The sequence below is a fragment of the Streptomyces sp. NBC_00019 genome (assembly GCF_045041015.1).
Taxonomy (GTDB): domain Bacteria; phylum Actinomycetota; class Actinomycetes; order Streptomycetales; family Streptomycetaceae; genus Streptomyces.
The window spans coordinates 484,378-497,146 of record NZ_CP108302.1 but is presented as its reverse complement, the minus strand read 5'-3'; the positions used below and the strand labels follow the sequence as shown (position 1 = coordinate 497,146).

10 protein-coding genes and 1 pseudogene are annotated in these 12,769 nt (G+C 67.5%); 8 read left to right on the top strand and 3 right to left on the bottom strand.

Annotated features, from left to right (window positions below):
- Positions 1-5: 5 nt before the first annotated feature.
- On the bottom strand, positions 6-1,892 hold the full coding sequence (locus OHU89_RS02300) for an ABC transporter ATP-binding protein (protein ID WP_405639294.1): 1,887 nt from the start codon (positions 1,890-1,892) through the stop codon (positions 6-8).
- A 487-nt stretch (positions 1,893-2,379) separates the two neighbouring features.
- Between OHU89_RS02300 and OHU89_RS02295 the strand changes: the two are divergent.
- A pseudogene (locus OHU89_RS02295) lies at positions 2,380-2,630 on the top strand (transposase); the annotation flags it as partial.
- Between the two features lie 668 nt (positions 2,631-3,298).
- Here OHU89_RS02295 and OHU89_RS02290 read toward each other — a convergent pair.
- Positions 3,299-3,439 (bottom strand): hypothetical protein, encoded by a 141-nt coding sequence (locus tag OHU89_RS02290; protein ID WP_405639292.1) that lies wholly within the window; start codon positions 3,437-3,439, stop codon positions 3,299-3,301.
- Between the two features lie 292 nt (positions 3,440-3,731).
- On the opposite strand from OHU89_RS02290, the gene OHU89_RS02285 reads away from it, so the two are divergent.
- From OHU89_RS02285 to OHU89_RS02270, 4 genes are all read left to right on the top strand, one after another.
- Positions 3,732-4,595 carry a calcium-binding protein gene (locus OHU89_RS02285; RefSeq protein ID WP_405639290.1) on the top strand — a complete coding sequence of 288 codons (864 nt, stop codon included), beginning with the start codon at positions 3,732-3,734 and terminating at the stop codon, positions 4,593-4,595.
- A gap of 313 nt (positions 4,596-4,908) precedes the next feature.
- Positions 4,909-5,496, top strand: coding sequence for an exonuclease domain-containing protein (locus OHU89_RS02280; protein WP_405639288.1), 588 nt, complete (start codon positions 4,909-4,911; stop codon positions 5,494-5,496).
- A gap of 1,139 nt (positions 5,497-6,635) precedes the next feature.
- Positions 6,636-8,144 (top strand): DUF4246 domain-containing protein, encoded by a 1,509-nt coding sequence (locus tag OHU89_RS02275; RefSeq protein ID WP_405639286.1) that lies wholly within the window; start codon positions 6,636-6,638, stop codon positions 8,142-8,144.
- 870 nt (positions 8,145-9,014) lie between these two features.
- Entirely contained in the window at positions 9,015-9,440 is a 426-nt protein-coding gene (locus tag OHU89_RS02270) for a DUF6003 family protein (RefSeq protein ID WP_405639284.1), read from the top strand.
- 148 nt (positions 9,441-9,588) lie between these two features.
- Here the strand turns inward: OHU89_RS02270 and OHU89_RS02265 are convergent, their stop codons facing one another.
- A complete protein-coding gene (locus OHU89_RS02265) occupies positions 9,589-10,575 on the bottom strand; it encodes an ornithine cyclodeaminase family protein (RefSeq protein WP_405639282.1) in 987 nt (328 codons plus the stop codon).
- Between the two features lie 355 nt (positions 10,576-10,930).
- Here OHU89_RS02265 and OHU89_RS02260 point away from each other — a divergent pair, with 355 nt between their 5' ends.
- From OHU89_RS02260 to OHU89_RS02250, 3 genes are all read left to right on the top strand, one after another.
- A complete protein-coding gene (locus OHU89_RS02260) occupies positions 10,931-11,149 on the top strand; it encodes a hypothetical protein (protein ID WP_405639280.1) in 219 nt (72 codons plus the stop codon).
- Positions 11,150-11,304: 155 nt separating this feature from the next.
- Positions 11,305-11,889 carry a GNAT family N-acetyltransferase gene (locus OHU89_RS02255; protein WP_405639278.1) on the top strand — a complete coding sequence of 195 codons (585 nt, stop codon included), beginning with the start codon at positions 11,305-11,307 and terminating at the stop codon, positions 11,887-11,889.
- 257 nt (positions 11,890-12,146) lie between these two features.
- The gene (locus OHU89_RS02250) at positions 12,147-12,722 is read left to right on the top strand and encodes a snapalysin family zinc-dependent metalloprotease (protein ID WP_405639276.1); all 576 of its coding nucleotides are present in this window, start codon (positions 12,147-12,149) and stop codon (positions 12,720-12,722) included.
- The last annotated feature ends 47 nt before the right edge of the window (positions 12,723-12,769 follow it).

Genomic DNA, 12,769 nt, shown 5'->3' with positions numbered 1-12,769 from the left:
GCTGGTCACACGGTCTTGGTCCCTGCGGGCGACGGCAACGTAGGGCCAGCGTGCGGCGTTGGGCCGGTCGCCTGGTCCGGGCAGGCGGAGTTCTTCTGGTCGCTCTCGCCGAGGAAGCCGCCCGACTGGTGCTGCCAGAGCCTGGCGTAGGCGCCCTGTGCCGTGAGCAGCTCTTCGTGGGAGCCCTGTTCGACGACGCTCCCGCGGTCCAATACGACGAGACGGTCCATGCCCGCGACGGTGCTCAGCCGGTGTGCGACCACGAGCGCCGTGCGCCCCTTCATCAGCCGCCACAGCGCGTCCTGGACGAGGATCTCGCTCTCCGAGTCCAGGGCGCTGGTCGCTTCGTCGAGCAGCAGGACCGGTGCGTCCCGCAGGATGGCGCGGGCCAGGGCAACACGCTGGCGCTGGCCGCCCGAGAGCTTCACGCCGCGCTCGCCCACCAGCGTCCTGAAGCCGTCGGGGAGCTGCTCGGCGAACTCCGTGACGTGCGCCGCCTCGGCTGCCGCGAGGATCTCCTCGTCCGACGCGCCGGGCCGGGCGAAGGCGATGTTGTCCCGCAGCGGGCGGTGGAACATGGCGGGTTCCTGGGGGACGTAGGCGATCAGCGACCGCAGGTCGGTCTGGCGCAGCCGGCTGATGTCCTGGCCGCCGATCAGGATGCGTCCGCCGTCGACGTCCGACATCCGCAGCAGGAGGCGGGTCAGGGTGGTCTTGCCGCCGCCGGACCGGCCGACCAGCCCGATCCGCGCACCCGCCGGAACGTCCAGGTCGAGCCCTTCGAAGATCGGTGCCGCGCCTGCGTGGGCGAACGTGACCTTGTCGAAGCGGACACCGGAGTCACGCGGCGCGAGCGGCTCCGGCGTCGGCGGGTCGAGCACGGTGGGCGGATCCAGCAGCAGCTCAGTGAACTGCGCCGCCTCGGTCATCGAGCTTTCGAGGCGCCGGTAGATCTGATTGAACTCGAACATGATCTCGGTCGCCTGGGAGTAGTAGGTGAAGGCGACAACAACCCCCTCCACCCCCAGCCCCGGACCGCCGAAGGCGATCGCCACCACCAGCCCCAGCACATTGGTGGCGACGGACAGCGGCGCGATCACGGTGTCGACGCGCAGGTTGCCGTAGTCCCACGACCTCAGCGTCAGCCGTCGGGACTCCGCGACACGGCTGCGGTGCTCGGCTCCTTCCCGCCGTTCGGCCGCGAACGCCCGGATGGTCTCCATGTTCATGAGGCTGTCGGCGACATGGCCGGAGACGCGGGCGATCGCCGCCTCCCGTTCGTTGACCAGCCGTTGCCGGCGCCGGATCAGCGGGGTCGCGGCCACCAGGGTCAGTGCCATCATCACGAGCAGGCCTACGACCAGCATCGGCGAGTAGGTCCACAGCACCGCGGCACCGAACAGCAACGGCACCAGACTGCCGACGATCCGGTACGTCATCGTGTCGATGAAGTCCTCGAAACGCTTGCCGTAACTCAGGACCCGCTTGGTGAGGGAGCCGGCGAAGTTGTCGTGGAAGAACGCCGCGTCCTTGGCCAGGAGTTCGTCCATGCCGTCGACGTAGAGGTGCTCCATGCCGAGCGCTGCCACCCGGTTCAGACAGTGCTGCCCGACCCGCCACACGGCCTCGGAGAGCAGCAGCGTCACCCCGAAGCCCAGCACGTACGGCGACGCGGAGTCGAGGGTGAGGCCGCCGTCCGTGGCGGCCTGCCCCGCCAGCTTGGCGATCAGCAAGGGGGCGATGTAGCGGATGCCGATGTTGCCCAGGGCCGGCAGCAGCAGTGCGGGCAGTGCCAGCCACCGTAAGCGCAGGAGTTCACGGTTGTAGTGGCGCAGCGCCAGCAGGACCGCGCTCCTACCTGGCGCGGAGCCGTACGTGTCAGAGGTGCCCATCACACTCCCGGGGGTGAGGAAGCGGGCAGTGTCCCGTCGAACAAGGCTCTCAGTCCATGCATTTACGGCGGAGCGGTGATAACCGGACACTCTGCCGCCGGGCTCGGCAGCAGCACCAGTCCGCATAGCCGAGCCGTATACGGGCTCGGCCCGGCAGGCGCAGCGCCGGGGGAGTGCTCCGTGGCGATCAGGTCGGGCGGTTCGACGGAGGAGTTGGGCCTGGGGCGAGGCGTAGGGCAGGTCCTGTCCGGTGAGTCGGCAGGGCCCCCTTGCGAGTGGTGTGACCGCAGAGGCTCGCCGGTTTGGTGGTCGCGGCGGATGGATGCGGGGCGACGTCCGATCTGACCGCAGGGGGTGCGGCGGCCGAGCCCGTCCGTGTGCGCAGACTGACCGATCAGGAGGGGTAGAAGCTGCAGCAGATCGTGCGCCGGGGCAGGACGAGTTCGGTGCGCTACCGGAGGGCCATGATGCTGTTGGCCTCGGTCGTATCTACGTGATCCTGGACAACCTGTCCGCGAACAAAGGCGCCGACATCCGGCGCTGGGCGCAGAAACACAAGGTCGAGCTGTGCTTCACCCGATCTACGCCTCGTGGGCGAACTCGGTCGAAGCCCGCTTCGAACCGTTGCGACAGCTCACCATCACCAACTCGAACTACCTCAACCACACCGTGCAGACCCGTGCCCTGCACACCTACCTCCGGTGGCGCAGCGCCAACGCCCGCCACCTGGGCGTCCTACCCCTCGCCCTGCGGGCGTTCGTGGTGTCGACGCTGTCGTCGGAAGATCGTCGAGCCCTGCGCGAAAGGCTCGCCCCCGAGGAACGAGCCCACTTTGCAGCGGAGATGGCGGACGCTGAAGGAGGTCGCCTCCTCATGGCCCGCGCGGGGCTGCGGCTCCTCCTCGGGCAGATGTTGGACGCCGACCCAGGGGCCGTCGTCCTCGCTGACGGCCCCTGTCCGCACTGCGGCCGGCCCCATGACCTCACCGCGAGCTCCCCGGCCGACCGCCGACTGCACTTCGCCGCTGTCGGGCGAGGCGATCTCATCGTGTACGCAATCTGTCGCTTCCCCGTCGGGCTCGGGCTCGGCGTGCCCGACGGACCTGGACGCAAAGCATGGCTGCGGGCCCGCGGGCCGGCCCGGCTCGCCGCGCAAGGGCAGTCCGTGGCGCGGGGACGGTGCTCCCCTCCGCGGGACAGTTCGGTGGAGTACATCTTGCGCTTCGTCGATACGGCGCCGGAATACGACTGTGTCGTATCGGTGGCGCTGGAGGTGCCTTTCCGTCCGGACGACCCCGTTTTCCGGGACCCGTCGACCGGCTGACAGGCCCGGAACCGTCAAGCCGACCAGGAGCCGACCCCGGCCCGATCGGGTGGGGGAGATCTTGACTCGCAGCCCCGCCAGTATCAAGGCCCACCTGCCCCGACCAGCGTGTTGACGGTGACGTCCAACTCCGCGGCCTGACGGGCAAGCGCCTCGGCCTCCTCCGCCGACAGCGGCCTCTCCAGCCGGCCGATGCCCGGCTGGAGAGGCTTGAGGATTCGCATGGTGCCGTTCAGACAGCGGGGACGCGCCCTACAGAGGCCAGGACGCGTTGCACGTCCCTCCGTCCCGGCACACGATCTGATGCGGCCGTTGGCCTTCCTGATCCGCCAAGTCTGCGTACACGGACAGGATCGGGCACTGCGCAGAAAGGCGGAGTACGGGTTCCGATCCAGGGCAACGATCGGGCCAGTTCGGTAGTCGTAGAAGGCGACATACACCAGCTTGCTGTGCCTGCCGCCAACTGCCGTCGTTCGGTGCGCGGTTGGGCCATGGCGCGTTGCCCGTGGAGGAATCATGAGCCGTTACGTCGCACCGATGGGCCAGAGACAACTCGGCGAGCGCGAGGTCTCCTCGCCCGCCCGCGCCACGCACCCCTCGTGGCGCAAGCCCGTCCGGAACGCGGCACGGCGCGGAGCCGTTGTGGGAGCCGTCGCCGTGGTGCTGGTGGGAGCGGGAGCTTCGGCTGAAGCCGCGTCCGAACGCAGTGAGCCGGTGGTCAGCGGTGCCGTCATCAACTCCGGGCATGACGTCATCGTGGGGATCACGCACAACGTGGCGTTCCCGGTCACGGTCACCGGATCGGATGACTCCGGGCTGTCCTTTGTCGATGTGGACCTGAAAGGACCGCACGGCGGTTTCTACACCACCGACGCGTTCTGCGAGACCGCCACGGACTGCACGACGGTGTTCACCGTCAACGCCCACCCGGCTCCCGGCAGCGACGACCCCGTGGACCTGGCCAACGCCAACGCGGGAACCTGGTCGGTGGACTCCTTGGTCGACGCCAACGACGGCGATTCCACCTATTCCCCCGGCGTAGCGTCGTTCTCCCTCAAGCGGGCTGCGCAGCTGACAGTCAACGCGGCACCGGAACCGGTCGCCAAGGGCGCGCAGATCACCGTCACCGGCAAGCTGGTGCGGGCCAACTGGGACACCTACAGGTATGCGGGATATGCGGGCCGGGCAGTGAAACTGCAGTTCCGCCCCAAGGGCAGCAGCACCTACACCACGGTGGCCACGGTGAACACCAGCAGTACGGGCAACCTGCGCACCACCGTCAAAGCAGTCAAGGACGGCTACTGGCGCTGGAACTTCACCGGCTCGGCCACCACCGGGCCCGCCAAAGCAGCCGGCGACTTCGTCGATGTACGGCCCTGAACGGGCCAGGGTCACCGCGCAGCGGCTGCTGCCCCGGACGGATCTGGGGCATGCCGCCGGCGGCACGCGGCAGGTTGTAGGAGGGCGGGCCCCGCTTGCGACGTCCCTCTGCCTCGCGCGTCACGAGAATCCGCAACCATTGGTGAAGTAGTTGCCCTTGGCGATCGTCGCCGAAGCCTTGCCGCATTAGGGCGCGCTCCTGGTTCAGGTCAAGGCGCGAGGCCCGGCTCGAAGAGGTCGCGTTGGCAGCGACGGTGTGGACGTGGAGAAAACGAGGTGCCGGAACCGGGCGCGCATCTCTACCCTCGGCCCCATGCCCCATGAATCGTCGCTGTTGAACGTCATTGATGTGGAGGCCACCTGCTGGGATGGGCAGCCGCCGCCTGGCTCCGTGAACGAGATCATCGAGATCGGTCTCACCGTCGTGGACGTATCGGCACGGCGCCGCGTGTCCCGGCACCGTGTCCTGGTCCGCCCTGTCCGGTCGGCGGTGAGTAACTTCTGCACTGAACTGACCGGACTGACGCAAGCCGAGGTGGAACGGGGCGTCACCTTCGCCGAGGCATGCCGGATCCTCGTCGAGGAATACGAGGCCGGGAAGCGCCCCTGGGCGAGCTGGGGCGAGTACGACCGTCGGCAATTTGCTCGACAGAGTCAGGCCGACGGGGTGGCCTACCCGTTCGGCTATCCAACGGAACGCACCCATACCAACGCCAAGGCCGTATTTGCCGCGGCGTACGGGCTGCGGAAGAAGCCCGGTATGGACCATGCTCTACAGATCGCCGGGCTGCCGCTCGAGGGACGCCATCACCGCGGCGAGGACGACGCATGGAACATCGCGGCGCTAGTCCTCGATTTGTTGGGCCGCGGGGCATGGCCAGTGACGGCCGCAGTCGGTTAGCACTTCAACTGTAGATCGCGGTCTTCGTGCCTGAGTGGCTTGTCGCTGATAGTGGCTGGCCTGGGATCGAGCCTGGTGGCGAAGTCGCCAGTGGGACCAGTCGAGCCGGTGGGCCGCACCATGGACGCGGGGCACGACGAGCGCGGTGAACAGGCGCTGGATCTCGTTGCAGGCAGCGGTCCTGGACGTCCAGCGTCTGGCCCGGGTGTTCGTCCAGTCCGGCCAGGCCGTTGCCGGACTGAAAGGTCTCCTCGGCCGTGCATCTGCGCCCGGCGACCCGAACCAGGGTGGACAGTGGTATCCGAGCCGCCGAGTAGCAGCGGTAGAAGGGGAGTTCGCCGGTGCGCCGGTGGCGGGCGGACAAGCAGTTGGTGATGGCCGGACCGGTCGTCGGCGATGTCGGCCAGGGCCCATTCGTAAGACCTCATCGCCGACCACCCAGGACGCGCTGACGCCGGCCTCCAGGGCGTGGCAGATCATGCGGGCGGCGAGGGCGGGTGCTGCAGACCGTGCGGGGCCGCATTGCTGCATGGTCGGCGAACGTCCGGCAGTTCTTGCGCGGTAGGTCCGGCAGCATTCCGAGCGCGAACGCCCGTGCCCTGCACCGTGGTTCCACCCGGACGAACCGCCCCGCGATACGGCCCATCATGGGTGAGGTGCGGTTGGACGACGGAGAACGCTACCGGCCGGACGGGGGAGACCTCTGGATGCGGTGTCGCTCGAGTAGCGACACCTCCGTTGATCACTAGGCGGATGCCAATCAGGTCCGCGACGACCTGCGCGCCGTTGAGCTGAACCACCTGGCGACGACGCAACCAGGCCCGCGTCCGCCGTAGCCACGGCGCCGCCAGGCAGGGCGGGTGACGGGACGAAAGACTCTTGCTGCCGCAGGGTCCGTGTGCTGGGCGACCGTCGGGGTCAGGCCGTCGCGCAGGCTGACCATGGAGGATGGCGAGAGGGAGGCGGCCCTGTACTGCTGCCCGCGAGCACCCGCCCACCCGCTCACCCGCCAGGCTTTCCTTCCGGCGTGCGTGAGCCGTCCTGGCTACGGGATCAGTGGCGACAGTGGCCATCTCCTCGTGTCAGTCCCCTCCAGTATCCTTCCGGCCACCACTCACCTACTGGGAAGACACAGAGAATTGACTGAGCTGTCCGCTTTTCCGCTGCCCTTTCACGCTTCCCGGTCCATAGCGTTCGCAACACCTCGAACACTGAGGGAACTTCAGATGATGGAGTGCAGCTCACAGATTCGGGCGAAGCCGCGGTGGCTCGACAAGATGAACGACGCCGACATCGTCGCCAGGTGGACGCGAGAAGCGATCGCCCAGGGTCTCACCGAAGCACAGGTGCAGTACGTGCTGTCCGAACTTCGTCATTACGCCGCGCTGCGAGACACACGAACCGGCATCGAGGTGTCCGCCGTCGATGGAGTGTGGCAGTCGGACACCCTTGTTGACGACAAGCTCAGATTGCGGCTGCGCGAGGCGGTGCGGGCTCTGGAGCAGGTCCCCGAAGCAGAACTCGACTGGCATCCCGGATCCGACGGCCTCGTACTGGACCTGGTTCATCCCTCACTGTTTTGCCTGGTGAGAGAGGTGAGCGGTGCACCCGAGCGGGCTTGGCGCAATCCGACGGACCCATACTCAAAGTACGAATTCTCGGAGAAGTTCCAGTGGCTGCCGACCGACGTGGACGTCAGTGACGACGGTGCGGTCGCTTTCCGTTCGTACGTCAACAACGTGCATCCTGAGACGCATCGCGAACTGGTCTCCGTGCTACCAGACTTGTTCGCTCGCTTCCGCCCGCTCTGGGAGAACGTGCTGACCGACCTGCGGCATCCACGACCGCTGCGGATCGAGGCCGATCCGTACGGGTGGTACGACTCGGAGCCGGAATACCCGAACAAGTCCTCCTATAGCGAGGATGAGGCGTACGCCGAAGCCCTCCGAGTATGGGAAGAAGCCCAGGATTCCTGGTGGGAAAACCGCCGCCCGGTCATCCCAGATGCCCCCGCCTTCACCCCGCCCGAGATACCCGACGGGTCCGACCGAGTCGACCTGCGTGGCCGCTCTCTCCAGGTCATCGTCAAGATTGCCGCTATTCATCTCACCCCGGACAAGCCTGAGTACCCCGGCGGTTCCTGGCATGTCGAGGGGATGATGAACGAGCGGATTGTTTCGACCGGCATCTACTACTGGGACAGCGAGAACATCACCGAAAGTCACCTGAGTTTCCGGGCGGCACTCGACGACCCGAGCTACGAACAGAACGACGACAACGGTCTGCGTGAGGTCTACGGCTTGGAGAACGAAGAGGCACTGAACCAGGTACTCGGATCGGCATCGACCCCGGCGGGACGCTGCCTTGCCTTCCCGAACATCCTGCAACACCGCGTCGGCTCATTCCGCCTCACGGACCCAACCCGCCCGGGATATCGCAAGATTCTCGTGTTCTTCCTGGTGGATCCGTCGGAAAAGATCGTCTCGACATCCGATGTGCCACCGCAGCAACCTTGGTCCGACTCCTCGACCATGACCCTTGAACAGGCCAACGAGTACCGCGACCAGCTCATGCAAGAACGCAAGTTCTTCGTCGACGAGCACAACGAACAGCTCTACGAACGCGAATTCTCCCTCTGCGAACACTGAGCTTCTTCGCAAGGGTGTTGCATAAGGCCGTGTTGGGGCAGATCAGGATGTGTGACCGCGACTGTCTCTGCTCATGATGCGAGCGGAGGCCGTGCATAGGGGCGACGGCCTGGAGTGTGATGTCGAGGCCGTCGCCTTGATGCCGCCGATGACGTTTTCCACATGGGCGCGGACCTTACGGTGCTCGGCGATATCGTCCTCCTCACCAGGCAGTAGAGCCCGGCCCGGGCGTCTGCGGTGTGGCATCGCCCCAGACCGCAGTGGAGATTGGCGCCGTCGCCGAGCAGGGTCACTCCCTGGCAGTGCTCACTCAGCCCGGGGGCCCGCCAGGCGTGCGCGTCCGTGATGGTGCCCGGCACCGGACAGGCCGCGGCGATCATCAGCCGTGTGTCCGCACCACGATGACCTGAACGTTCGCGGAGAGCCGGTAGCTTCGGCTGGGCGCGGCCAGGCGCCGGTCGCGGACCGGGACCAAGGCAGCATCCATCCACGATCCACCACCGATCGGCGCCAACGGGGCCGAGCGGGAGACGGACTCGAGCGCAAGCAGCGGTCTCCAGCGTTGTCGGGCCGAGTTGCCGCATCGACAGGTCCGTGCGGTAGTACACGGCGACCACCAGCCTCTCTGGTGACGCCGGGGGCATGCGGGTTCGCGAGGATTTCTAGCCGGGCAATGCTCCGAACCGACTTGACAGTGCGACGGGCGCTCGCCCTGTCCGTGGCCCCTGCCTGGACTGTGGTGTGCGTACATGCCGTCGGTCTGGCCATCCGCGCAGGGGAGTTGGCGATGTCCTTGGGTCGAAGTGCCTCCCGCGGGTATTGGCATCACCATCGTGTTCACGCTTCGTTGCGAAGGTGGGTGCCAAGGCCATGGCCGACGATGCCTTGTTGTTCGTTCTCCCCGAGCGCCATCCGCGCCTGGGTGCGGCCCTGGCCGCTGTCGGCGACCTGGAGTGCGTGGAGACTCCTGCGGTGCGGGGATGGCTTGGGGCCCACGGGGTTCCTGCATCCTCCGAGTGCGTCAGGATCGTCCCGGTTGGAGCCGAGGTGCTCATTCCCGAGGACGCGGAGCGGCTGCCGGTGCCCCTGACGCAGGAGGAGACCGTGCGGGTGGAGCACGCCTGCGCGCCGCAATCTGTGACGGACATGGAGTCCGAGCTGCTCAACTTCCGCGATACCACCCACGACTGGCAGTCCCTGGTCCACCGGGCGCTCACGTCCGGGGTTCCCGCGGCGCGTATCGCGCAGCTCACCGGTCTGGACCCGCAGGACATCGCCCAGGCTGTGCAGGGCTGAGCTGTTGGGCTTTGGGTGGCCAATTCCTTTCCGGCCGCCAGGCTTGCCGTCGAACTGCACCGCTGACGTGACCTTGGCGGCGGAGCCGAGGGCTCGTCGGCACCTCGCGTGGACGCTCTGGGCCGTGATGGGCGTTGCGATGTCGACGCTACGCCAAGGCGATTTCTGTGCCCACCGATTGTTCATGGGCGGCGGTGACGACCAGTGCGGCGGCGACGGCGTCTTGGACCGCCACCCCTACTGATTTGTACAAGGTGATCTGGTCGGGTGAGGTGCGGCCCGGTTTGATACCGGAGACGAGTTCGCCCAGCTCGGCGTGGATGTGCTCGGCTTTGATGACGCCGTGTCGGATGGGTGCCAGCAGGTCGTTGCTGCCCGCGGGGAAGGGAGCCAGGGCGGCTTGCCGCGATTCGACGCACACCAGCGAGTCGGCGATGGTGGCGTCGTCGATTTCACGGCCGGCCGGGTTGAAGCCGACCGAGGTGATGTGTACCCCGTCCGTCAGCCAGGGGCGGCGGATCACCGGTTCGAGGGCATGGGTGGTCGCTGCGGCGATGTGGGCGCCGTTGAGCGCCTCAATGGGCGTCATCGCCCGTACGCTGGCGTCCAGTTCGGAGGAGAGCTCCGCGGCGAGGGCGGTCGCTTTTGCCGGGTTGCGGCCGACGATGCGCACCTCGCGGATGGGGCGGACGCGGCACATCGCGCGGGCGTGGGAACGGGCCTGTACTCCGGTGCCCAGGACGGCCAGCACCGTTGCGTCCTCACGCGCCAGCAGCCGCGCCGACAGCGCCGAGCAGGCACCGGTCCGCGCTGCGGTGATGGCCGAACCGTCCAGCAGTGCGGTCGGCTCCCCGGTGGAAGGATCGAACACGACGATGACCGCTTGATGGGTCGGCAGCGGCGTTGCGGCGTTACGCGGGAAGAGGGAGACCAGCTTGGTCATGAGGACACCGGTCGACGGCACGTATCCCGGCATCGCCGCAAGGAAGCCCTCTTGTTCGGGCACAAGCGCTGCGATCCGGTCCGGTGCCGAGGCGCGGCCCGCGCTGAGGTCCACCATGGCCGGAGCCAAGGCGTCGATCAGTGAGCCCATGTCGATGAGGGCCTCGACCTGCGAACGTCCGAGCACAAGCATCCGGTGGAACCTCCCAAGAATCCTCGCACCAAGCGACGACCGGTCGGTCACAGCCTTGTCCCACGACCCACTCGTCCCAGCCAGGACACGCCGCCTTCTTGAGTATGTCCATCCCTGTACACCTGGCCACGTCGGTCTACGCGCGGCACCGTGCTTGTGGCGCTCCTGTTGGGCCCTAACGGCGCAAATCGGCGCAATTGCGCGCGGCGGCCTGCCTGACGTCTTCTTCGCCGTGGTCTCGCGTCACGGCCTCGCCGAATGACGGGGGAGCGGAGAACCTGCACCTGCCTTTGGCGGCCACGCGGCTGGCGCACCACACCATGCGTCTCAGTCGTTTCGCGTGCAGGGTGGCATCATGGCTACCGATCACCCCGTCGTCGTCTACCCGCCCACCGCGGACGGAGGCCGACGTGTGCGGATCGATGACCACTTCGTTGGCATCGCCTACAGCGTTATCGACATCGCCGCGCTCGTTCAGGAGGCCGGGCTGCAGGACTGGGACGAGATGGACGTCGTCCGGTCCTCGCTGATTGAGTGGCGCAGCGGCGGGCCCGACGTCTGGACGCCTACTTGATGAGTACTCGTCGAGTGCCGCACGTGAATGTCCGGTCGGGGGTGCTGGTTGAAGGCGTGCACGATCTGCTGGTAGGCGGCGCCTTGGTCGTGAGGCCGGACCGTGATCGGATATTCGGTGTTCTGTCCGCCCCATGAGGACACAAGATGGTGCGCATGACTTTGGCCACCCCCGTACTGCACACTGCTCGCCTGCGGCTGCGGCCCTTCACCGACGCCGACGCGGATCCCCTGTTCGCGCTGCACAGCAGCACCTACGTGATGCGCTACTGGGACTCCCCGCCGTGGACCGACCGGGCCCGCGCCGAGCGTTTCATCGCGATGTGCCGGACGATGGCGGACGAAGGCACCGGGGCGCGGATGGCCATCGACCGTGCTTCTGACGGGGCCTTCGTCGGCTGGTGCGTTCTGGCCGAGTGGAACCCGGACTACCGCAGCGCGTCGTTGGGCTACTGCCTCGCCGAGACGATGTGGGGCCACGGCTACGCGACGGAGGCGGCGCACGCCCTGCTTGAGTGGGCATTCGACACACTGGACCTGAATCGGGTTCAGGCGGAGGCCGATACGCGCAACGTGGCATCTGCCCGGGTCCTGGAGAAGGTCGGGTTCGTGCGTGAAGGGACGTTGCGGGAGGACTGCGTCGTGAACGGCGATGTGTCCGACTCGTGGGTCTTCGGGTTGCTCAGGCGAGAGTGGCGGCAGTCGGCCGCGCCGATTCCGGCGCGCGAAGCGCAGCGTTAAGCCCGTTTCTGGTCGAGGCCGCGTCTGGGTTGAGGGCGGAAGCCTTGGCGGGGCGCCGCCCAACTTCCCTTCAGGATGTGGTGATGACGGAAAAATAGGCCTGGCAGGTACATGACCTACAGGGCTTGTGGGGCATACCATCGCAAGGCCCCGGAGGGGCGGTCGACGATGCGTCCGGCCCCACCGGACACTCGTGCCGCTCCTTCGCGTACCCGGCCCCGCCGGGGCCGGAATCCCCCCACGGATAAGGAGCAGAAATGCCCCTCGGCACATGGCTCAAGGCAGGCACTTCCGCCGCGGCGCTCATCCTCGCCATGGCGAGCGCCGCGACTGCCGCCCCTGCGGGCGAACAACCCAGCGCACAGGCGGCAGTGGTGACCCTTCGCTACGACGACAGCCGCGCCGGAGGCTGGGAGTCCGCGATCGCGGCCGGAGTCGCCTCATGGAACGCGAACGTGAGCAACGTCAAACTGGTGGAAGCGGCATCTGGCACTGCGGCCGAAATCGTGATCGTCGCCACCACGGGCTGGCCGCAGGCCACGCTCGGCCCCGTTCGTCCGGGCCGTCAGGTCCGCGTCGAGCTCGGAAGTCAGGCCGTGAGCCAGGGCTACGACAAGACGCGGATCGCCGCCCACGAGCTGGGTCACAGCCTCGGCCTGCCGGACACCAAACCCGGCCCCTGCTCACAACTGATGTCGGGGTCGAGCGCCGGCACGGCCTGCACCAACGCCGTACCCAACACGACCGAGCGCTCCCGCGTGCAGTCCGCATACGCAAGCGGCGTCGCCTCGCTCGTACTCACTGACGGTCGCACCCTTATCGACGCGCCCTGAGCACACGGTCTCGGAGTGGCGGCGCTTCCCGGGGACCTCGACGAGAT

Bases quoted from the DNA above. Each gene is read 5' to 3' on its own strand.
- OHU89_RS02265 (WP_405639282.1), bottom strand. From the start codon at position 10,575: ATGCTTGTGCTCGGACGTTCGCAGGTCGAGGCCCTCATCGACATGGGC.
- OHU89_RS02290 (WP_405639292.1), bottom strand. From the start codon at position 3,439: ATGCGAATCCTCAAGCCTCTCCAGCCGGGCATCGGCCGGCTGGAGAGG.
- OHU89_RS02280 (WP_405639288.1), top strand. From the start codon at position 4,909: ATGCCCCATGAATCGTCGCTGTTGAACGTCATTGATGTGGAGGCCACC.
- OHU89_RS02255 (WP_405639278.1), top strand. From the start codon at position 11,305: ATGACTTTGGCCACCCCCGTACTGCACACTGCTCGCCTGCGGCTGCGG.
- OHU89_RS02285 (WP_405639290.1), top strand. From the start codon at position 3,732: ATGAGCCGTTACGTCGCACCGATGGGCCAGAGACAACTCGGCGAGCGC.
- OHU89_RS02250 (WP_405639276.1), top strand. From the start codon at position 12,147: ATGCCCCTCGGCACATGGCTCAAGGCAGGCACTTCCGCCGCGGCGCTC.
- OHU89_RS02260 (WP_405639280.1), top strand. From the start codon at position 10,931: ATGGCTACCGATCACCCCGTCGTCGTCTACCCGCCCACCGCGGACGGA.
- OHU89_RS02270 (WP_405639284.1), top strand. From the start codon at position 9,015: ATGGCCGACGATGCCTTGTTGTTCGTTCTCCCCGAGCGCCATCCGCGC.
- OHU89_RS02300 (WP_405639294.1), bottom strand. From the start codon at position 1,892: ATGGGCACCTCTGACACGTACGGCTCCGCGCCAGGTAGGAGCGCGGTC.